This window comes from Halomonas sp. YLGW01, from assembly GCF_014840935.1.
Lineage (GTDB): Bacteria > Pseudomonadota > Gammaproteobacteria > Pseudomonadales > Halomonadaceae > Onishia.
The window spans coordinates 247,012-267,858 of sequence record NZ_CP062005.1 but is presented as its reverse complement, the minus strand read 5'-3'; the positions used below and the strand labels follow the sequence as shown (position 1 = coordinate 267,858).

19 protein-coding genes are annotated in these 20,847 nt (G+C 68.2%); 13 read left to right on the top strand and 6 right to left on the bottom strand.

Annotated elements, in window-relative coordinates; all coding sequences use genetic code 11:
- Nucleotides 1-10 precede the first annotated feature (10 nt).
- The 10 genes from IEJ03_RS01330 (at nt 11) to IEJ03_RS01285 (ending at nt 9,422) form a co-directional block, all read left to right on the top strand.
- Entirely contained in the window at nt 11-1,027 is a 1,017-nt protein-coding gene (locus tag IEJ03_RS01330) for an FAD-dependent oxidoreductase (RefSeq protein WP_192035955.1), read from the top strand.
- 99 nt (nt 1,028-1,126) lie between these two features.
- The gene (locus tag IEJ03_RS01325) at nt 1,127-1,495 is read left to right on the top strand and encodes a CbiX/SirB N-terminal domain-containing protein (RefSeq protein ID WP_192035954.1); all 369 of its coding nucleotides are present in this window, start codon (nt 1,127-1,129) and stop codon (nt 1,493-1,495) included.
- 153 nt (nt 1,496-1,648) lie between these two features.
- Entirely contained in the window at nt 1,649-2,560 is a 912-nt protein-coding gene (locus IEJ03_RS01320) for a MerR family transcriptional regulator (protein ID WP_192035953.1), read from the top strand.
- A gap of 125 nt (nt 2,561-2,685) precedes the next feature.
- Nucleotides 2,686-4,110: a deoxyribodipyrimidine photo-lyase gene (gene phrB / locus IEJ03_RS01315; RefSeq protein WP_192037128.1), complete on the top strand. Its 1,425-nt coding sequence runs from the start codon at nt 2,686-2,688 to the stop codon at nt 4,108-4,110.
- Between the two features lie 30 nt (nt 4,111-4,140).
- Nucleotides 4,141-4,614 carry a nuclear transport factor 2 family protein gene (locus tag IEJ03_RS01310; protein WP_192035952.1) on the top strand — a complete coding sequence of 158 codons (474 nt, stop codon included), beginning with the start codon at nt 4,141-4,143 and terminating at the stop codon, nt 4,612-4,614.
- A 102-nt stretch (nt 4,615-4,716) separates the two neighbouring features.
- Nucleotides 4,717-5,520 carry an SDR family NAD(P)-dependent oxidoreductase gene (locus IEJ03_RS01305; RefSeq protein WP_192035951.1) on the top strand — a complete coding sequence of 268 codons (804 nt, stop codon included), beginning with the start codon at nt 4,717-4,719 and terminating at the stop codon, nt 5,518-5,520.
- Nucleotides 5,517-6,848 (top strand): FAD-dependent oxidoreductase, encoded by a 1,332-nt coding sequence (locus tag IEJ03_RS01300; RefSeq protein WP_192035950.1) that lies wholly within the window; start codon nt 5,517-5,519, stop codon nt 6,846-6,848. The genes IEJ03_RS01305 and IEJ03_RS01300 overlap by 4 nt, the downstream gene beginning before the upstream one ends.
- Nucleotides 6,845-7,609: a DUF1365 domain-containing protein gene (locus IEJ03_RS01295; protein WP_192035949.1), complete on the top strand. Its 765-nt coding sequence runs from the start codon at nt 6,845-6,847 to the stop codon at nt 7,607-7,609. The genes IEJ03_RS01300 and IEJ03_RS01295 overlap by 4 nt, the downstream gene beginning before the upstream one ends.
- Complete coding sequence (locus IEJ03_RS01290) at nt 7,606-8,874, top strand: cyclopropane-fatty-acyl-phospholipid synthase family protein (RefSeq protein WP_192035948.1); 1,269 nt, start codon at nt 7,606-7,608, stop codon at nt 8,872-8,874. The genes IEJ03_RS01295 and IEJ03_RS01290 overlap by 4 nt, the downstream gene beginning before the upstream one ends.
- Nucleotides 8,871-9,422, top strand: coding sequence for a DUF2878 family protein (locus IEJ03_RS01285; RefSeq protein WP_192035947.1), 552 nt, complete (start codon nt 8,871-8,873; stop codon nt 9,420-9,422). The genes IEJ03_RS01290 and IEJ03_RS01285 overlap by 4 nt, the downstream gene beginning before the upstream one ends.
- A 19-nt stretch (nt 9,423-9,441) precedes the next feature.
- Here the strand turns inward: IEJ03_RS01285 and IEJ03_RS01280 are convergent, their stop codons facing one another.
- On the bottom strand, nt 9,442-11,304 hold the full coding sequence (locus IEJ03_RS01280; protein WP_192035946.1) for a GGDEF domain-containing phosphodiesterase: 1,863 nt from the start codon (nt 11,302-11,304) through the stop codon (nt 9,442-9,444).
- Nucleotides 11,305-11,556: 252 nt separating this feature from the next.
- Between IEJ03_RS01280 and fabA the strand changes: the two genes are divergently transcribed.
- Together fabA and fabB are read left to right on the top strand one after the other, a co-directional pair.
- Entirely contained in the window at nt 11,557-12,072 is a 516-nt protein-coding gene (fabA, locus tag IEJ03_RS01275; RefSeq protein WP_192035945.1) for a 3-hydroxyacyl-[acyl-carrier-protein] dehydratase FabA, read from the top strand.
- Between the two features lie 13 nt (nt 12,073-12,085).
- On the top strand, nt 12,086-13,303 hold the full coding sequence (fabB, locus tag IEJ03_RS01270) for a beta-ketoacyl-ACP synthase I (RefSeq protein ID WP_192035944.1): 1,218 nt from the start codon (nt 12,086-12,088) through the stop codon (nt 13,301-13,303).
- Between the two features lie 139 nt (nt 13,304-13,442).
- Here the strand turns inward: fabB and IEJ03_RS01265 are convergent, their stop codons facing one another.
- From IEJ03_RS01265 to IEJ03_RS01250, 4 genes are read right to left on the bottom strand one after another with little or no spacing between them, the layout of a single operon-like run.
- Nucleotides 13,443-14,198, bottom strand: a complete 756-nt coding sequence (locus IEJ03_RS01265) for a lysophospholipid acyltransferase family protein (RefSeq protein ID WP_192035943.1) — start codon at nt 14,196-14,198, stop codon at nt 13,443-13,445.
- On the bottom strand, nt 14,195-15,076 hold the full coding sequence (locus IEJ03_RS01260; RefSeq protein WP_192035942.1) for a sugar nucleotide-binding protein: 882 nt from the start codon (nt 15,074-15,076) through the stop codon (nt 14,195-14,197). Before IEJ03_RS01260 ends, IEJ03_RS01265 begins: the two co-directional genes overlap by 4 nt.
- Nucleotides 15,077-15,117: 41 nt before the next feature.
- On the bottom strand, nt 15,118-15,756 hold the full coding sequence (gene ssb, locus IEJ03_RS01255) for a single-stranded DNA-binding protein (protein ID WP_192035941.1): 639 nt from the start codon (nt 15,754-15,756) through the stop codon (nt 15,118-15,120).
- Between the two features lie 55 nt (nt 15,757-15,811).
- A complete protein-coding gene (locus IEJ03_RS01250) occupies nt 15,812-17,188 on the bottom strand; it encodes an MFS transporter (RefSeq protein WP_192035940.1) in 1,377 nt (458 codons plus the stop codon).
- Nucleotides 17,189-17,361: 173 nt separating this feature from the next.
- Between IEJ03_RS01250 and uvrA the strand changes: the two genes are divergently transcribed.
- Complete coding sequence (uvrA, locus tag IEJ03_RS01245; RefSeq protein ID WP_192035939.1) at nt 17,362-20,214, top strand: excinuclease ABC subunit UvrA; 2,853 nt, start codon at nt 17,362-17,364, stop codon at nt 20,212-20,214.
- A 210-nt stretch (nt 20,215-20,424) separates the two neighbouring features.
- On the opposite strand, the gene rplQ is transcribed toward uvrA, so the two are convergent.
- Nucleotides 20,425-20,808: a 50S ribosomal protein L17 gene (gene rplQ, locus IEJ03_RS01240; protein WP_192035938.1), complete on the bottom strand. Its 384-nt coding sequence runs from the start codon at nt 20,806-20,808 to the stop codon at nt 20,425-20,427.
- Nucleotides 20,809-20,847: the final 39 nt, after the last annotated feature.

Sequence of the window (20,847 nt, the reverse complement as noted above, 5' to 3'; positions counted from 1 at the left end):
CGGAGGATTCATGACCGCCATGCCTTCCATCGCCATCATCGGCGCCGGCCTCACCGGGCTCGCCTGCGCCCGGGTGCTTGCCGAGCGCGGCGTCTCAAGCGAGATCTTCGACAAGGCCCGTGGCCCCGGTGGCCGCCTGACCAGCCGCCGGCTGCCCGGCGCGGTCGTCGATCTGGGCGCCCAGTACTTCACCGCCCGCGAGCCCCGCTTCGCCGCCAGAGTCGACGCCTGGCGCCAGGCGGGCCTGGTGGCACCCTGGCCGACACGGCTGTGGCGGGTCGAGGCCAAGGGCTGGCAACCGCATCGGGATGACCAGACCCGCTACAGCGCCGTGCCGCGCATGAGCGCCCTGACCCGCGCGCTGGCCGAGGGGCTCACCCTGCATGTTCAGACCCGCATCACCGCCCTTGAGCAACAGGCCGACGGCTGGTGGCTGGCCGACGACCAGGGTCAGGAGCATGGCCCCTATGCCCGGGTGGTGATCACGGTACCCACACCTCAGGCGGAGCCGCTGGTCGCGCCTCACGATGCGGCCCTTGCCGCCGACTGTCGCGCCGTCACCCAGCGGCCCTGCTGGGCCGGCCATGCGCTCTTCGAGGCACCGCTTCCCCCGCCGCCCGGCGTAGACGACGACTGGCAGGCCGCCTTCGTCAATTCAGGCCCGCTGTCTCTGGTCAGCCGCAACGACTCCAAGCCCGGCCGCACAGGACAGGGCGAGAGCCTGACCCTGCTGGCCGGCCCCGCGGCCAGTGCCGACTGGCTGGAGGACGACGCGGAGACGGTCGCCCCACGGCTGTTGTCCGCCTTCGAGACGCTCTACGGCCGACCGCTGCCGAGGCCGCGGCTGCTCGGTGCCCACCGTTGGCGCTATGCCCAGCCGGCCGGCCAGGTCTCGGGGCCCGGCTACCGGCTGAGCGCCCAGGGCCTCGCCCTCGCCGGCGATGGCTTCCGTGCCTCCCGGGTCGAGGATGCCTGGCTCTCCGGTCACGACCTGGGCCAGGCCCTGGCCGCCGAACTGGGCCACTAGCGTCGGGCGCAGCGCGATGCCCCGCGTGCTCCCCGTCGTGGGTGCCGCGCTCGTCAGGCCCTGCCACGCCCATAATGTATTCAACGTACGAGGTATGAAATGTCACACGCCCTGATCCTGCTCGCCCACGGCTCCCGAGACCCGCGCTGGAAGGCGCCCTTCGAGTCGCTCGCCGAGACCCTGGCGGGCCGCCAGTCCACGCCGCTGCGCATGGCCTACATGGAACTCTGTGAGCCATCGCTTGAGGCGACGGTGGCCGACCTGGCACAGGATGGCATCACTCGCGCCGACATCCTGCCGCTCTTCTTCGCCGCCGGTCGTCACCTGCGCGAGGATGTGCCGGGACAGATCACCGCCCTCGGCGAGGCCCACCCCGGCATCGCCCTGACCCTGCTGCCGCCGGTGGGCGAGCACCCCGCCTTCGTCGACGCCCTGGCCGGCATCATCGACGAACGCGCCGGCGGCTGAACGGCCTCGATGGCAGGGCGTCTCTCGTCGCACGCTTTGTACAACGTCATTGCCTTGTATAATAATTTGCACCATTCTTAGGCTCATCAGCGACGTAGCGCAGCGCCCTGCCGGTCGCTGATTCGACCGACACAGCGAGAGGCTTCCCAGCGCATGACTACCAAGGTGACCCATCCGGCCGACACGCCGCTCTACCCCATTCGTGAAGTCTCGCGATTGACGGGGGTCAACTCGGTGACCCTGCGGGCCTGGGAGCGACGCTACGGGCTGATTCGTCCCCAGCGCACCGCCAAGGGCCATCGCCTCTATGCCTACGAGGACGTGGAGCGGGTCGAGCAGATCCTGCAGTGGCTCAACCGCGGGGTGCCGGTCAGCCAGGTCCGGGAGCTGCTGGATCAGCCGGCGCCGGCTGAACCCCAGGCGCCGGCCACCGGCGACTGGAGCGCACAGCGCCAGCAATGGCAGGCCGCCGTCGAGGCCCTGGACCTCAACCGCCTGGACGCCCTCTATCACCAGGCGATGACGCTCTATCCGGTGGCCACCTGCGTCGGCGAACTGTTCAGGCCGTTGGTCGCCTCCCTCGAGGAGCATTGGGGCGATCAGCTGGGCGCGAGGCTACAACGCGCGACCCTGGAAGCCTTCCTGCGCAGCCGCATCGGCACCCGTCTCTATCACGCCAACCAGTCAAGTAGCGGCGGTACGGTGCTGATCAGCCGCCTGCCGGAGGCGCACGGCATGCTCTGGGAGCTGCTGATCGCCCTGACGGCAAGCGACGCCGGCTACCGGGTACAGCTGTTCGACGACGCCCTGCCCCTGGGCGAGATACCGCTGGCCGTGCAGCGCCTGGGAGCGTCCGCCATGCTGGTCTGCAGCGGCCAGGCCGAGCGCACCGACCTGTTCCGCCGTCAGCTGCCCAAGCTCGCCGACCAGCTCGAGGTACCGCTAGGCCTCTGTGGCCCGGTGGCGCGCATCCGCGAACAGGAGCTGCAGGGCACCCCGGTGGCGGTACTCGGCGACGACCCCATTCAGGCCGTGTCCCGACTCAAGCCACTGATTCGGGGCTGACGGTCGCGGCCGACGGCGACCGGCCCCTCCCGTCCGGAGGCACTCGCCGCGCGCCATCCGTACGAGGCCCGAATGAAGCCCACATGAAGGAAGGAGCGATCATGCAAGGTGCGACTCGGGCCGACATGGCCCCGCGACTGGTCTGGCTGCGCAGCGACCTGCGCCTGCACGACAACACCGCCCTGAGCGAGGCCGCCCGCCAGGGCCCGGTGGTCGCCGTCTTCCTGCGCTGCCTGCCCCAGTGGCAGGCCCACGGCCACGGCGCCAACAAGCTCGACTTCCTCAATCGCGGGGTCGCCGCCCTGGCCAAGGATCTTGCCGGTTACGACATCCCGCTGCTGCACCGGGAGATCGCCCACTTCGACGAGGCGCCGGCGACCCTGCTGGCACTGGCCGAGGAGGTTGGCGCCAGCGCCCTGCACTTCAACCGCGAGTACCCCCTCAACGAATGGCGCCGCGACCAGGCGGTCATCGAGGCCGGCGAAGGCGCGGGCCTTCAAGTCCGGGCGCATACCGATGCCATCGCCTTCGCCCCCGGCGAGCTGCGCACCGGCCAGGGCGACTTCTACAGCGTCTTCACGCCCTTCGCCAAGGCCTGGCACCGGGCGCTAACCCCGGAGCATCTGGCGCTACGCGACACGCCTGCCGTCCAGGCGCCGCTCGGGATCGCAAGCGAGCCGGTGCCCGACCTGCCTGCCCTGGAGGACACCCCCGCCGCCCCCGAGCGCTGGCCCGCCGGCGAGCAGGCCGCCGCCGACCGGCTGGAGCGGTTCCTGCGCTTTCGTGGGCGGCACTACAAGGAGCAGCGCGACCTGCCGGCGGTGGCCGGCACCAGCGAACTCTCCCCCTACCTGGCGCTGGGCATGCTCTCCTGGCGCCAGTGCTGCCAGGCGGTGCTTGGCGAAAACGACGGCAGCTTGAGCGAGGGCGATGCAGGGCTCGCGGCCTGGGTCAACGAGCTGGTCTGGCGGGAGTTCTACCAGCACATCGTGGTCGGCTTTCCCCGGGTGTGCCGTCATCGCGCCTTCCAGCAGCACACCGAGGCCCTGGCCTGGCGCAACGACGAGGCCGCCTTCCAGGCCTGGTGCGAGGGGCGCACCGGCTATCCGATCGTCGATGCCGCCATGCGCCAGCTGGTCGAGACCGGCTGGATGCACAACCGGCTGCGCATGGTCACCGCCATGTTCCTCACCAAGCACCTGCTGATCGACTGGCGCCGCGGCGAGGCCTTCTTCCTGCGCCACCTGATCGACGGCGAGTTCGCCGCCAACAACGGCGGCTGGCAGTGGGCCGCCTCCACCGGCACCGATGCCGCGCCCTATTTCCGCATCTTCAACCCCACCACCCAGTCCCGGCGTTTCGACCCGGACGGCACCTTCCTCACCACCTACCTGCCCGCCCTGGCCTCGCTGCCCGCCAAGCAGCGCCATGCCCCCCCAGCGGACGACCTGCTCGGCGAGGCCGATTACCCCGCCCCGATCGTCGACCACAAGGCGGCCCGCGCCCGGGCGCTGGACGCCTTCAAGGCCCTCAAGCACGAGTCGTCCTGACGGGACGTCGCTTTCACAGGAGTCATGCCCATGTCACGGGACCCGGCACTGGACGCCTTCTGCGCCTTCTTCAACAAGCTAGACAAGACCTGTACAAATAAGCTGAGCAGCGTATACACTGAGGACGTGATCTTTCAGGATCCACTGCACCGCATCGAGGGTCTGAGCACGCTGGAAGGGTATTTCGCCGCCTTGTACACCCACGTACAGGAATGCCGATTCAGCTTCCATCATCGTCAGCGTCAGGGCGATACCGCCTTCGTCACCTGGACCATGACCCTGCGTCACCCCCGGCTGGCCGGCGGCAGGCGCTACGAGGTGGAAGGCTGTTCGCACCTGATCTTCGCGCCGGCGGGGACTGGCGGCGAGGAAGAGGGTCTGGGAGAGCAACGAGAAAAGGTACGGTGCCACCGGGACTACTTCGATGCCGGCGAGTTGCTCTATGAACGCCTGCCCCTGCTCGGCGGGGTGATCCGTCACCTCAAGCGGCGGGCCGGCACCTGACACGTCATCGCTCCGATTGCCGTAGCTGTAGGCAATCAAGGGATGGCGCCGACATCAGGACCGCCCATCGAGGCAGACAGGGCCGTCTGGCCAGGAGGATGCATGACCGCGACACTCGCACCACAGCGCATCTGGTTGACCGGAGCCACCTCGGGCATCGGTCGAGCCCTCGCCGAACGCCTCCTCGACGACGGCCATCGGGTCGCCTTGAGCGCCCGCAGCGCCGAGGGGCTCGCGGCGCTGACCGAGGGCCGCGACAACGCCCTGGCGGTGCCGCTGGACATCACCGATCGCGAGGCCGTGGCCGCCGCCGGCGAGCGCATCGACGCCGCCTTCGGCGGGCTCGAGCTGGTACTGCTCAACGCCGGCACCTGCGAATACCTGGACGCCCGAGACTTCGATGTCGACCTGATCGAGCGAGTCTTCGCCCCCAACTTTCACGGCGCCCTGTACGCCATCGAGGCGGCGCTGCCGCTGCTGCGCCAGGCGCGGGACCGGGACGGCAGCCGGCCACTACTGGCGGCCACGTCCAGTGCCTCGGCCTACGTGGCGCTGCCCCGAGCCGAGGCCTACGGCGCCTCCAAGGCGGCCTTGACCTATTTCATGGAATCGCTGCGCCTGGACCTCGCCGCCGAGGCCATCGATGTCAGCGTGATCCACCCGGGCTTCGTCAAGACGCCGCTCACCGACCGCAACGACTTCCCGATGCCGATGCGGGTCGGCGTCGAGACCGCCGTCGAGGCCATCCTCGAGGGCCTCGCCCGGCGCGCACTGGATATCCACTTCCCCAAGCGATTCACCTATCTGGTCAAGCTGATGGGCATCCTGCCGCCGGGACTGCGCTTTCGGCTCGGCAAGCGCATGATCCGTGATCGCGACACCGAAGCAGCAGGAGATCAGACATGAGCCGGCAACGCATCGCCGTCATTGGCAGCGGTATCAGCGGCATGGCCGCGGGCTACTACCTGTCGAAGCACCACGATATCACCCTCTTCGAGGCCGCCGACCGCCTGGGCGGGCACACCGCCACCATCGACGTGACCCTCGACGGCCGCGATTACGCCATCGACACCGGCTTCATCGTCTTCAACGACTGGACCTACCCGCACTTCCAGGCCCTGCTGGCCGAGCTGGGCGTGGCCAGCCAGCCCACCGAGATGAGCTTCTCGGTGCATGAGCGCAGCTATGACTTCGAGTACAACGGCCACACCCTGTCCACCCTGTTCGCCCAGCGTCGAAACCTGCTGCGTCCCCGCTTCTACCGTCTGCTGGCCGACATCCTGCGCTTCAACCGCGAGGCGGTGCGGGATTTGGAAAGCGGACGCCTCGACCCGGCGCTGACGCTTGGCGACTACCTCGAGGCCGGCGGCTACGGCGAGGACTTCCGCCGCCGCTACCTGCTGCCGATGGGCGCGGCGATCTGGTCGGCCAGCATCCGCGACCTGAAGGGCTTCCCGCTGACCTTCTTCGTGCGCTTCTTCAAGAACCATGGCCTGCTATCGGTCAGCCACCGCCCCCAGTGGCATACCCTGGTCGGCGGCTCCCGAGCCTACATCCCGGCCCTGACCGCGCCCTATGCCGAGGGCATCCGCCTGGCAAGCCCGGTCAAGGGCATTCGCCGCCACGCCGATGGCGTCGAGATCGAAAGCCGCCACGGCGTCGAGCAGTTCGACCAGGTAGTGCTGGCCTGCCACTCGGACCAGGCCCTGGCCCTGCTCGAGGATCCCAGTGACGCCGAGCGCGAGATCCTCGGCGCCCTGCCCTATCAGGACAACGAGGTGGTGCTGCACACCGACACCCGCCTGCTGCCCAGGCGCCCGCGGGCCTGGGCGAGCTGGAACTACCGCCTCGACGGCCGCGGCGACGCCGCCCGGGTCTCGGTCACCTACGACATGAACATCCTGCAGCGCCTGGAGGCCCCGCATACCTTCTGCGTGACCCTCAACGACAGCGCCAGCATCGACCCGCGCCGGGTACTGGGGCGCTTCACCTACGCCCACCCCTGCTTCACGCTGACCGGCCAGGCGGCTCAGGCGCGCCACGGAGAGATCTCCGGCGGCAAGAGCCGCACCCACTTCTGCGGCGCCTACTGGCGCAACGGCTTCCATGAGGACGGCGTCTGGAGTGCGCGCCGGGTGGCCCTGGCGCTGGGGGACGCGCCGCGCCCGGCCGACGGGCTCGTCCTCGACTCCCCCCGAGCCCATCAGGACGCCGCCATGGAGACGCCCGCATGATCCGCGCGCCCCGCTCGCGGATCTATCACGGCCGGCTGCGCCATCGCCGCCACCTGCCCCGTGACCACGCCTTTTGCTATGGCCTGTGGATGGCCTGGCTGGATCTCGACGAGCTGCCGAGGCTGTTTCGCGGCGTGCCGGGCTTCGGCGAAGGCCGGCTGGCGCTGGCCCGCTTTCGCCGCGCGGACTATCTGGCGCCCCACGACAGGCCGCTGAAGGAGGTGGTCCGCGAGGAGCTCGCGCGCCAGCTCGGCGAGGCCCCGGACGGCCGGGTCTGCATGCTGACCCAGCTGCGCACCTTGGGGGTGGCCTTCAACCCGATCACCCTCTACTACGCCTACGACGCCGAGGAGCGGCTGGTCGCGCTGCTGGCCGAGGTGTCCAACACGCCCTGGGGCGAGCGGGTGCGCTACGCCTGCCGCGTCGACCCGACTCTCCACAGTCACCAGGCCCGCTTCGCCAAGGCGATGCACGTCTCGCCCTTCAACCCCATGGACATGACCTACCGCTGGCGCTTCTCGACCCCCGGGGAGCACCTGATGATGCACATGGAGACCTGGAAGGATGACGCCCTGCACTTCGATGCCACCCTGACCCTCAAGGCCCGGCCCGCCACCCGCGGCGCCTTGGTCGCCACTCTGGCCCGTCAGCCCTTCATGAGCCTCAAGACCCTGGCCGGCATTCACTGGGAGGCCCTGCGGCTATGGGCCAAGCGGGTACCGGTCCATGATCATCCCCACCGCGAGGAGACACCGTCGTGAGTACGATCCGCTCTGCCACCTCAGCGCCGCAGCCTGATACCGGCGATCGCCTGACCCGACTGCTCAAGCCCCGCCTGCTCGCCCAGCTGGCCGATCTCGAGGGCGGCCAGATCACCCTGATCGAGGGCGATCAGCGCCATGAACTGGGCCGCGGCGGGCCGCTCTCGGTCACAGTCGTGGTCAATCGCCCCCAGGCCTGGCGCCGGCTGGCGCTGGGCGGCACGGTGGGCGCCGCCGAGGCCTACATGGATGGCGATTGGGAGGCCGATGACCTGGTCGCTCTGACCCGGCTGTTCGCCGCCAATCTGGAACGGGTCAACGGCGAGGTCGAGAACGGCAGCGCGCGCTTCGGTCGCTGGCTGCTGACCGCTGCCTACGCCCTGCAGCGCAACACTCAGCGCGGCGCCCGGCGCAACATCTCGGCCCACTATGATCTTGGCAACGAGCTGTTCGCGACCTTCCTCGACACCGAGCACTGGATGTACTCCAGCGCCATCTTCCCGCACCCGGAGGCGAGCCTCGAGGAGGCCTCGACCCATAAGCTCGATGTGATGCTCGACCGGCTCGACGTGGGCCCCGAGCACCACCTGCTGGAGATCGGCACCGGCTGGGGCGGGCTCGCCCTTCACGCCGCCAAGAGCCGCGGCTGCCGGGTCACCACCACCACCATCTCCGACGAGCAATATGCCCACACCGCGGCACGCATCGAGGAAGAGGGGCTCGGCGAGCGGATCACCCTGCTCAAGCAGGACTACCGGGATCTCGAGGGCCGCTATGATCGGGTGATCTCGGTGGAGATGATCGAGGCGGTGGGGCATCAGTACCTCAACACCTATCTCGCCACCCTGGACCGGCTGCTCACCGACGACGGCCTGGTCATGCTGCAGGCGATCACCATCCGCGACCAGCGCTTCGAGGCCGCCAAGCGCGAGATGGACTTCATCAAGCGCTACATCTTCCCCGGCGGTTTCCTGCCCTCGCACCGCGCCATCCTCGACGGCATCACCCGCCATACCTCGCTGAACGTGCTGTCGCTTGACGAGATCGGGCTGCACTATGCGCGCACCTTGCGAGAGTGGCGTCATCGCTTCGAAGCTCGCCTGGAGCGGGTCCGCAAGCTCGGCTACGACGAACGCTTCATTCGCATGTGGCGCTATTACCTGTGCTACTGCGAGGGCGGTTTCCTGGAGCGCAGCATCGGCACCTGCCACCTGCTGATGGCCAAGCCCGGTGCTCGCCGCGATGCCCTGACGGGGGCGCCGTGACCCGGGCGACGCCCGGAGGCTGGCAGGTCACGGTCGCCAACATCGCGGCCTTCCAGCTCGGCTGGTTCGCCTGCGTGCTGGGCGGCAGTGCGGTGGGAAGTGCCGTTGCCGCACTGATCGTGGCCGGGCACCTCTCCTGGCTGGGGCGGCCGGGAGAATGGCGGCTAGTGGCGAGCTTTGCCGGCCTGGGGCTGATCGTCGATGGCGGCTTCTCGCTGCTCGGCGGTTTCGGCTTCGGCGCCGAGTCGGCGAGTGAGCTGGCCTTGGCGAGCGCGGGGGCAGGACCCGTGATGGCTCTGCCGCTGCCCCTGTGGATGTGGCTGCTGTGGCCGCTGTTCGCCACCCTGCCGCGGCATTCGCTGGCCTGGCTATGGCGGCATCCCTGGCTGGCGGCGCTGGGCGGGGCGACGAGTGGTCCGCTGTCGTATCTGGCCGGCGCGCGCCTGGCCGGCGTGGAGCTGGCCCCCTGGCTGCTGCCGGCGGAGGCCGTGGTCTGGGCGCTACTGTGCCTGGGGCTCTGCCGGCATCTGGGGGAGCAACGCGCCTAGGGCGGCTTCTCCGTCGCCCTTATGCCGGATCGGTCTCCATGCCGACGCCGTCAGCAGATGATACCGCTTCGCTCTGCCGTCGTGCCTCGAGCTCGGCGGCGGGCACTGGCCGCGAATACAGGAAGCCCTGCACGGTGGGGCAGCCTTGCTGACGCAGGAAGTCCCGCTGCGCCGTTGTTTCCACCCCCTCGGCCACCACCTCCAACGACAGGCCCCTGGCCATCGCCAGCACCGCGCCGACGATCGCCGCGTCCCCACTGTCGTCCGGCAGGGCGCGCACGAAGGCGCGGTCGAGCTTGAGCTTGTCCACTGGCAGGCGCTTCAGGTAGCTCAGGGAGGAATAGCCGGTGCCGAAGTCGTCGATGGCGATCTGGTGCCCCTTGTCGCGCAGTGAGGTCATGCGCGGGTAGACATCTCCGGCGCGTTCGTCGAGCAGCACCGACTCGGTGAGCTCGAGCCCGAGCAGCCGCGCCGGCACCTGGTAACGAGCCAGACAGGCCGCGAGGTGCGCCTCCAGGTCGCCCTGGATCAGCTGCAGCGCGGACACGTTCACCCACACCGGCACCGGCGGCAGCCCGACCTGCTGCCAGCGCGCCAGCTGGGCGACCGCCTGTTCGGTCACCCAGGCGCCCAGCGGCGTCATCAGGCCGTGGCGCTCGGCCAGCGGGATGAAATCCCCGGGAGAGACCATGCCCAGCCGGGGATGACGCCAGCGCATCAGGGCCTCCATCCCCACCAGGGCACCATCCTGGAGGTTATGCTGGGTCTGGTAATACAGCTCGAGCTGGCCGCCATGCGCCAGGGCCGCGCGCAGGTCGTTGACCAGCTCGAGCTGACGATCCCCCTGCACATCGAGGGAGGGCTGGAAGCGGCGATGATGATTGCGGCCATGACGCTTGGCGCCGTAGAGCGCGCTCTCCAGGCGCTGGAAGAGCACGCTGGACTCCCGCCCGTCGTCCGGCGCCCGACAGCTGCCAACGGTCAGCCCCAGCCGCAACGACTGCCCCTCCTGCTCGAAGGGTGCCGTCAGGTGCTCGCAGAGCCCGGCGACCCAGGCATCGTGATCATCGAAGGTGGTGGTGCGGATCACCATGAACTCGTCGCCGCCCAGGCGTCCCACCACGCCGCCGGCGACCTGGCGCGCCAGGCGCTGACCGAAGCGCGCCAGCAGTCGGTCACCGGCCTCGACGCCCATGGCATCATTGATGGCCTTGAAGCCATCGATATCGATCAGCGCCATGTCCAGCCCCTCGCCGGCCCTCAGGTGGCGCAGCCGGGAGCTCAGCAGGTCATGCAGGCGGCGCCGGTTGGGCAGGCCGGTCAGCGGATCCTCGAAGCCGATGCGGCGCAGGTCCTGCTCGCGGGCCTTGTGGCGGGAGATGTCGGTAAACAGGCCCACATAATGGGTGAGCCGGCCGCGTTCATCACGGAAGGACTGCATGCGCAGCCATTCCGGGTACTGGTCGCCCTGCTTGCGCTGGTTCCAGATCTCGCCCTCCCACTTACCGGAGGAGCTCAGAGCCTGCCAGTAGCGGTCGTAGAAGGCCTTGTCATGGCGTCCGGCCGAGAGCGTGGAGGGGTCCTGGCCACGTACCTCCTCGAGGTCATAGCCGGTGATCTGGGTAAAGGCCGGATTGACGGTCAGGATGCGGTGGCGGGCATCGCAGATCATGACCCCATCCTCGGAGGCCAGCATCGCCTGCTCGCCGAGGGCACGGCGATCGTGCTCCTTGCGCACCATCCGCCAGGCATCCCACAGCCCCAGCCCCACCAGCAGCATGCCGCCCAGGCGCGTCCCCACGCCGCTGGCCCAGGGCAGGGCGGCAATGCCGAGCAGGCCAAGCCAGATCAGCGGTCGATTGAGAGTGAAGAGCGGCCACATAGGATGTCATCGGTTCCGAGGTCATGGACGAGCGCATGAAAAACTCTCTCGCCTTTCATGACGCTATCGGCGAACGCTATCATGGGTTTAGGGGGCGAATCACCTAATTGCTGGCCGGGTGACGCCCCTCCGCGCAGAGGGCCTGGACGCGACCGGGGGCGGCGACGTGCAATCATTAAGCGCTGCCAGTAGAATAGCCCGCAGTCTAGCCGGTCCTCGGCCCACCCTACTGTCGACTCTCGGAATGATTCTGTGATCAAGCAACACTCCTTTAGCCATGAAGAACTGCTGGCATGCAGCCAAGGTGAACTGTTCGGCCCGGGCAATGCCCAGCTGCCGGCACCCAACATGCTGATGCTCGACCGGATCACCCACATCCATGAGGAGGGTGGGGAACACGGCAAGGGCGAGCTGATCGCCGAGCTCGATATTCATCCGGACCTGTGGTTCTTCGACTGCCACTTCCCCGGCGACCCGGTCATGCCTGGCTGTCTCGGCCTCGACGCCATGTGGCAGCTAGTCGGCTTCTACCTGGGCTGGCTCGGCCATCCGGGACGCGGCCGCGCCCTGGGCTGCGGCGAGGTCAAGTTCTCGGGCCAGATCCTGCCGAACGCCAAGAAGGTCAAGTACCATATCAACGTCAAGCGCATCATCACCCGGCGCCTGATTCTGGGCATCGCCGACGGCACCGTGTCCGTCGACGGCCGCGACATCTACCAGGCCAATGACCTGCGGGTCGGCCTGTTCACCTCCACCGCGAATTTCTGATCAGGAGGCTCCCATGCGACGAGTGGTAGTCACCGGCCTGGGTATCGTGTCATGCCTCGGCAACGACCGGCACCAGGTCCTCGATGCGCTCAAGACCGGGCGCTCTGGCATCCGTTTCAAGGACGACTACGCCGAGCGCGGCTTCCGCAGCCAGGTGGCGGGGGTCGTCGATATCGACCTCGACGCCCTTGTCGATCGCAAGCTGCGCCGCTTCATGGGGGATGCCGCGGCCTATGCCTATGTGAGCATGGCCCAGGCCATCGAAGATTCGGGCCTCACCCCGGAGCAGGTCTCCAACGAGCGTACCGGCCTGATCGCCGGCTCAGGCGGCGCCTCCAGCGCCAACCAGGTCGAAGCCGCCGATGTCATGCGCGAGAAGGGCCTGCGCCGCGTGGGACCCTACCGGGTCACCCGCACCATGGGCAGCACCGTGTCGGCCTGCCTGGCGACCCCCTTCAAGATCAAGGGCGTCAACTACTCGATCTCCTCGGCCTGCGCCACCTCGGCGCACTGCATCGGCAGTGCCGTCGAGCAGATCCAGCTGGGCAAGCAGGACGTGGTGTTCGCCGGCGGCGGCGAGGAAGAGCACTGGACCCTGTCCTGCCTGTTCGATGCCATGGGCGCCCTCTCGACCCACTATAACGAGACGCCGGAGAAGGCCTCGCGGCCCTATGATCAGGCGCGCGACGGCTTCGTGATCGCCGGCGGCGGCGGCATGTTGGTGCTCGAGGATCTGGAGCATGCCCAGGCGCGCGGCGCCAAGATCTATGCCGAGGTGGTCGGCTACGGCGCCACCTCCGACGGTCACGACATGGTCGCTCCGTCCGGTGAAGGCGCGGCGCGCTGCATGCGCCAGGCGATGGCCACGGTCGATGGCGACATCGACTACGTCAACACCCACGGCACCTCCACACCGGTAGGCGATGTCGCCGAGCTGAAGGCGATCCGCGAGGTGTTCGGCGACCAGACCCCGGCGATGAGCTCCACCAAATCGCTGACCGGCCACTCGCTGGGCGCCACTGGCGTGCAGGAGGCCATCTACTCGCTGATGATGATGGAGCATCGCTTCATCGCCGCCTCGGCCAACATCGAGCACCTGGACGAGCAGGCCGCCGGCTTCGATATCGTCACCGAGCGTCGTGACGACGCCGAGGTCAAGCGCGTGCTGTCCAACAGCTTCGGCTTCGGCGGCACCAACGCCTGCCTGGTACTGGAGAAGTTCGACGGCTAACGCAGATCTCCGACCCCTCGAATGCAAGAAAGGCGCCCCACGGGGCGCCTTTCTTGTTTTCGGTCCTGTTGCTGGCGGGCTGATGGCGCGGCCCGCCCGATGAGACCCGCGAGCCACCCGCGGAGGGGAGCACGGGGCGTCAGCCGTTCACCGGCTCACGGACGGGCTCGCTTACCGGCCGCGGCACCCCGGAGATCTCGGCCAGGCGCCCCTCGATCCAGGCCTCGACGTCGGCCAGCACCGCCTCCGCCGTGCGCCCCTCGGTCTCGATCGGTGGGCCGATCTCCAGCGTCAGGCGCCCCGGGTTCTTGACCCAGTGCCGCCCCGGCCACCGCTCGCCGGCATTGTGCGCCACCGGCAGCACCGGCACGCCGGCGCGACAGGCGATCACCGCCCCGCTCTTGTTATAGCGGCGACGCTGACCCGGTGCCACCCGGGTGCCCTCGGGGAAGATCAGCACCGACAGCCCCTCCTCGAGGCGAGCCTTGCCCTGGATGAGCACCTGCTTCATGGCTCGCGCCGGCTTGGAACGATCCAGGGCGATGGGCTTGAGCAGCCGCAAGCCCCAGCCGAAGATCGGGAAGTTCAGCAGTTCCTGCTTGAGCACCGTGCATACCGGCGGCTTGATCAGCTGCAGATAGATGGTCTCCCACTCGCACTGATGGTTGGCGAGAATCACGCAGGGCCCAGCGGGCACATTCTCGCGTCCGCGGAACTCGTAGCGGACCCCGCAGGTGATGCGGAACCAGGCGATCACCGCATGGTTGTAGAGATTCAGCAACCGATAGCGCGACCGCAGCGGCAACAGCGGCGCCACCGGCAGCAGCAGAACGCCGCTGAGTAGCATGGCCAGAAAGTAGCCGGCATAGAAGAGCAGGCTGCGCAGGGTATTCATGCGGTTCTCCCACTACCGGGCGGGTGATAGGCCTGACACCAGGCATCGAGCATGCGCCCGACCTCCAGACGCCAGGGCTTCTGATGCACGCCGAAGGCCTGCAGTACCCTTCGGCAATTCAGCACGCGGCGCAACGGATGCCCGTGGTGATGATCCATCGCCTTGAGCTCGCCGAGGGTCGTGGACAGGCCGAGCCCCTCCAGGCGCGTGGCCAGCTGAGTCCGCACCATCGAGGCGAAGGCGAAGGCACTGACCGGCTCGGTGCCGGCCAGGTGGTAGACCCCCCAGCGGTCGGCGCCGCAGTGGATCTGCTGCAGCATGCCGATCAGCGCCATCGCCGCCGCATCCGCCGAGGTCGGGCAGAAGATCACGTCCTGAGCCGCGCTGATCCGGTCGCCGCACACCAGGCTATCGAGCATGTCGCCCAGCCAGGCGCCGCCGCCCTCCAGGGCAAACAGTGGCCCCAGGCGCACGATCAGGTGGCGTGGGAGCCGCTCGCGGATCCCGAGACCGACGGCCAGCAGCCGGCGCAGGCCGTCGTCGCGGGGATCGGGCAACATGTGCTCATCGATGGGGCCATCGAAGCCGTCTTCATACAGCTGGTCCGACACGCACCACACCAGGGGCACCTCGAGTTCACGGCAGCACGCCACGCAGCGCTCGACCGCCTCGGCATGGGCCGTGATCGCCGCCGGCTCGATCTCCATCGGCGTGACCAGCGGCGGAATCAGCACCGCATCCGGCGCCAGGCCGGCGAGCCGATCGGTGTCGAGCTCCAGCCCGGCCTCGATCACCAGCTCGGTATCGGTCCGGCGATTGGCCTCACGGGCCAGGGCCAGGCTCAGGCAGTGCCCGGCATCCAGTATCAACAGCTTCACGACGACTCCTTCACAGGCACCGGTTCAGCAAGAGGCATTCCCTAGAACGGGATCTCATCATCGAAATCGTCGAAGCTACCCGGGTTGGGGGCACCGAAGTTGTTGCCCTGCTGAGGTTGCTGCTGGGGCGGCTGCTGCGGCGGGCGCTGGGGCTGACCGCCCTGCTGACCGAAGTTGTTGCCCTGGGGCGGCTGCTGCGGCGGTTGCTGGGGCGCGTTGCCGTAGTTGCCCTGCGGCATGCCGCCCTGGTTCATGCCACCACCCTGGTTCATGCCACCACCAAAGTTGCCGCCCTGCGGCGCCCCCTGGGGGTCGTTCTGCGGATAGCCGCCCTGGCCGCCGCTGCGGGAGTCGAGCATCTGCATGTCGTTGCAGACGATCTCGGTGGAGTAGCGGTCCTGGCCATCCTGACCCTGCCACTTGCGGGTCTGCAGGCGACCCTCGACGTAGATCCGCGAGCCCTTCTTGACGTACTGCTGGGCGATCTCGGCGAGCTTGTTGAACAGCACCACCGTGTGCCACTCGGTACGCTCCTGACGCTGACCGCTCTGGCGATCGGTCCAGCTGTCGGTGGTGGCGATGCGCAGGTTGGCGACCGGGTTGCCGGAGGGCAGGAAGCGCACTTCCGGGTCCTGGCCAAGATTGCCGATCAGGATGACCTTGTTTACACCACGGGCCATGTTTTGCTCCTTGATTGCGGGCGACCGCCTGGCCGCCCCGATGAATGGTGACCGCCTAGCGGTCCGAGGCCCCGGCCACGCGTGCCAGGGCCTCGCTGTCCAGCTGCTGGCGGTCCACCTTGAGGTAGGCAAGGCGCTCCTCGGGCACCACCAGCACGTCTTCGACGCCCGCCACGTCGGCGAAGCGTTGCATCAGGGTCTCCAGGGCATCGCCATGGGCCGATTCGCCGAGCGCCACCACTTCGCTCGAGAGATGGCGCGGCGCGGGCAGGCCGTGCAACACACAGAGCCACAGCGCCCCTACCAGCGTAGCACCCAGGAAGACCGCCTCCTGTCCCCACTGCTGGCTCAGGGCGCCACCCAGCAGGCCGCCGAGGAAGGCCCCGAGGAACTGACTGGTGGAATAGACGCCCATGGCGGTGCCCTTGGCGCCCGCCGGCGCCAGCTTGCTGATCATCGACGGCAGGGTCGCTTCGAGCAGATTGAAGCCGGTGAAGAAGAGCATCAGCAGCGCGGCGAGACCCCACCAGCCGGTCTCCATCACCCCCATGCCCAAGAGGCTCAGGGTCAGCCCGGCCACGGCAAGCAGCATCATGCCCTTCATGCGCCGGCGCTTCTCGGCGATGATCACCAGCGGCACCATGGCCACGAAGGCGAGCCCCATGATGCCGAGATAGACCCAGCCATGCCGCTCGGCCGGCACGCCCAGCGTGGCCAGACGCACCGGCACCGCGACGAAGATCATCATCAGCAGCAGATGCAGGGAGAAGATCGAGAGATCCAGGCGCACCAGGTCGCCACGGCCGAGCATGGCCTTGAGCTGAGCTCGATCGAGGCCCACATCCCGGTGGCGCAGCCGCCGCGGCGCAGGCGGCACCAGCTTCCACAGCACGACGAGCCCCAGCAGCGCCAGGGCGGCGGTGAACCAGAAGACGCCGCTCAACCCGTAGTGGGCGGCCAGCAGCGGCCCCAGCACCATGGCCACGGCGAAGGCCACGCCGATCGACAGGCCGATGGTGGCCATCGCCGCGGTGCGGACCTGCTCGCGGGTCTGATCGGCGAGCAGCGCCATGATGGCGGCGGCCACGGCGCCGCAGCCCTGAAGGCCACGCCCGACGATGATCTCCCCGATGCCGTTGGCCTCGGCGGCCACGGCACTGCCGAGGAAGAACAGCAGCAGGCCGAAGGCAATCACCGGCTTGCGACCCACGCGATCCGACAGCAGGCCGAAGGGGATCTGCAGCACCGCCTGGGAGAGGCCGTAGATGCCCAGCGCCACGCCCACCAGCAGCGGCGTGGCACCGGCCAGGTCGCCGGCATGCAGCGCCAGTACCGGCAGCACCATGAACAGGCCCAGCATGCGCGAGGCATAGAGCCCCGCCAGGCCACTGATGGCGCGCCGCTCGGGGGCGGTCAGCAAACGAGAAACCATGGAGAATAGCGATTCCAAACACATGAAAGGGGCGCGAGGGGCGCCCTGGGCAGATCCCGTATTCTACCGGCTTGGCCGCACCCAGGGAAAGCCGCGGTGGCGGAAAGCCCTCAGGCTTTGGCGCCGCCCTCACCGAGCCCGTATACTCGAGCTTTTGTCTGCACGAGGTGGCAATGGACAAGATCCTGGTCAGGGGTGCCCGCACCCACAACCTCAAGCAAATCGACGTCGAACTGCCCCGTGACAAGCTGATCGTCGTCACCGGCCTGTCCGGGTCGGGCAAGTCTTCCCTTGCCTTCGACACCCTCTACGCCGAGGGCCAGCGCCGCTACGTGGAGTCGCTGTCCACCTACGCGCGCCAGTTCCTGTCGATGATGGAAAAGCCCGACGTCGACCATATCGAGGGCCTGTCGCCGGCGATCTCCATCGAACAGAAGTCCACCTCGCACAACCCCCGCTCGACCGTCGGCACCATCACCGAGATCTATGACTACCTGCGCCTGCTGTTCGCCCGTGCCGGCACGCCACGCTGTCCCGAGCACGGCGAGGATCTGGAGGCCCAGACCATCTCACAGATGGTCGATCAGGTCCTCGCCCTGCCCGAAGGCAGCAAGCTGATGCTGCTGGCTCCGGTGGTCAAGGGCCGCAAGGGCGAGCACCTGCAGCTGCTCAGCGAGCTGCGCGCCCAGGGCTTCGTGCGGGCAATGATCGACGGCCAGGTGCTCGAGCTCGACGACCTGGCGCCGCTGGAGAAGAACAAGAAGCACGACATCAGCGTGGTGGTGGACCGGGTCAAGGTCCGCGAGGGCCTGACCCAGCGCCTGGCCGAGTCCTTCGAGACCGCCCTGGGGCTGGCCGACGGCGTGGCCGTCATCCACTTCATGGACGGCGAGCGGGAGGACATCAATTTCTCGGCGCGCTTCGCCTGCCCGGTGTGCGGCTACTCGATCGCCGAGCTCGAGCCGCGGATGTTCTCCTTCAACAACCCCGCCGGCGCCTGCTCGAGCTGCGACGGCCTCGGCGTCCAGCAGTTCTTCGACCCGGACAAGCTGATCAGCCACCCGGAGCTGTCGCTGGCCGAGGGCGTGATCAAGGGCTGGGATCGCCGCAGCGTCTACTACTTCAGCCAGCTCCAGGCGGTGGCGGACCACTACCGCTTCGCCCTCGAGACCCCCTGGCAGGAGCTGGCCCGCCACGAGCGCGACGTGATCCTGCATGGCAGCGGTCACGACGACATCTCCTTCAGCTACGTCAACGACCGCGGCCGCCAGGTCAACCGGGAGCATCCCTTCGAAGGGGTGCTGCCCAATATGCAGCGCCGCTACCGGGAAACCGAGTCGAGCATGGTCCGCGAGGAGCTGTCGCGCTACATCGCGGAGCAGCCCTGCCCGAGCTGTCAGGGCTCTCGGCTGCGCAAGGAATCCCGCCACGTCTACATCGACGACCGGCCCCTGCCTCAGCTGGTGAGCCTGCCGATCGGCGAGGCGATGCGCTACTTCGAGGCACTCAGCCTGCCCGGCCGCCGCGGCGAGATCGCGGTCAAGATCATCCACGAGATCCACGCCCGCCTCGAGTTCCTGGTCAATGTCGGCCTGGACTACCTCAACCTGGAGCGCAGCGCCGAGACCCTGTCCGGCGGCGAGGCCCAGCGCATCCGCCTGGCGAGCCAGATCGGTGCCGGCCTGGTGGGGGTGATGTACATCCTCGACGAGCCCTCGATCGGCCTGCACCAGCGGGACAACGACCGCCTGCTCAAGACCCTCGAGCGGTTGCGCGACCTGGGCAACACCGTGATCGTGGTCGAGCACGACGAGGATGCGATCCTCGCCGCCGACCATGTGCTGGATATCGGCCCCGGCGCCGGGGTCCACGGCGGCGAGATCGTCGCCCAGGGCACGCCGCAGCAGATCAAGGACACCCCGGGCTCGCTGACCGGCCAGTATCTGTCGGGCACGCGACGCATCGAGGTGCCGCCCTGGCGCATTCCGGGCAATCCCGAGAAACAACTGAGGCTCACCGGCGCCAGTGGCAACAACCTGCGCGACGTCACCCTGACGCTGCCGCTCGGCGTGCTGACCTGCATAACCGGGGTCTCCGGGTCGGGCAAGTCGACGCTGATCAATGGCACCCTGATGCCCATCGCCGCCCGGGAGCTCAACAAGGCCACCACCCTGACCCCGGCGGCCCACACCGGCATCGAGGGGCTCGATCAGCTCGACAAGGTCATCGATATCGACCAGAGCCCGATCGGGCGCACGCCGCGCTCCAACCCGGCCACCTACACCGGCATCTTCACCCCCATCCGCGAACTGTTCGCCGGCACCCAGGAGGCCCGCTCCCGAGGCTACAAGCCGGGCCGCTTCAGCTTCAACGTCAAGGGCGGTCGCTGCGAGGCCTGCCAGGGCGAGGGCATGATCAAGGTCGAGATGCACTTCCTGCCCGACATCTACGTGCCCTGCGACGTCTGCAAGGGCAAGCGCTACAACCGCGAGACCCTGGAGATCCAGTACAAGGGCAAGAGCATCCATGAGGTGCTGGACATGACGGTCGAGGACTCCCTGGAGTTCTTCAGCCCGGTGCCGGCCATCGCCCGCCGCCTGCAGACGCTGTTGGACGTGGGCCTGTCCTATATCCGGCTGGGGCAGAGCGCCACCACCCTGTCCGGCGGCGAGGCGCAGCGCATCAAGCTGGCCCGGGAACTGGCCAAACGCGACACCGGCAAGACGCTCTACATCCTCGACGAGCCCACCACCGGCCTGCACTTCGAGGATATTCGCCAGCTGCTGACGGTCCTGCACCGGCTGCGTGATCATGGCAATACCATCGTGGTCATCGAGCACAACCTGGACGTGATCAAGACCGCCGACTGGCTGATCGACCTGGGGCCGGAGGGCGGCTCCGGCGGCGGGCAGATCATCGCCGAGGGCACGCCCGAGCAGGTGGCGGCCAACCCGTGCTCGCACACCGGGCACTTCCTCAAGCCGCTGCTTGAACGGGTCGCGCCCCCCGCGACGGTCGAGAGCTAAGGCCTCACACCGTAAGACTACGCATCTGGCCCTGCCGGCGACTGCCGGCGGGGCCTTTTGTTGCCATCAGCCGCGCCGCCGGGGTGGGATCACTCGGCGAAAGGAGCTAAACGGAGAAAGAGGCGAAAGCCAACGAACGAACATAAAAAAACCGACTCCCGGAGGAGTCGGTTTTCTGTGTCGCAGGCCCGATGCGAGGCAGCGCGAGGATCACTCCTCGGCAGCTTCCTCGACGACCGGACGATCGACCAGCTCGACGTAGGCCATGGGGGCGTTGTCGCCGGTGCGGAAGCCGCACTTGAGGATACGGACGTAACCGCCCGGACGCTCGACGTAACGCGGACCCAGCTCATTGAAGAGCTTGCCGACCGCTTCTTTGGAGCGGGTGCGGCTGAAGGCCAGACGACGGTTGGCGACACTGTCCTGCTTGGACAAGGTGATCAGCGGCTCGATATGACGACGCAGCTCCTTGGCCTTGGGCAGGGTTGTCTTGATCACTTCGTGCTCGACCAGCGACACGCACATGTTCTTGAACATGGCCTGGCGGTGCGAGCTGGTACGATTGAGGTGACGACCACTCTTACGATGACGCATGGTTGTAATTCCTTACCAAACTGGGACTCGAGGCGACGC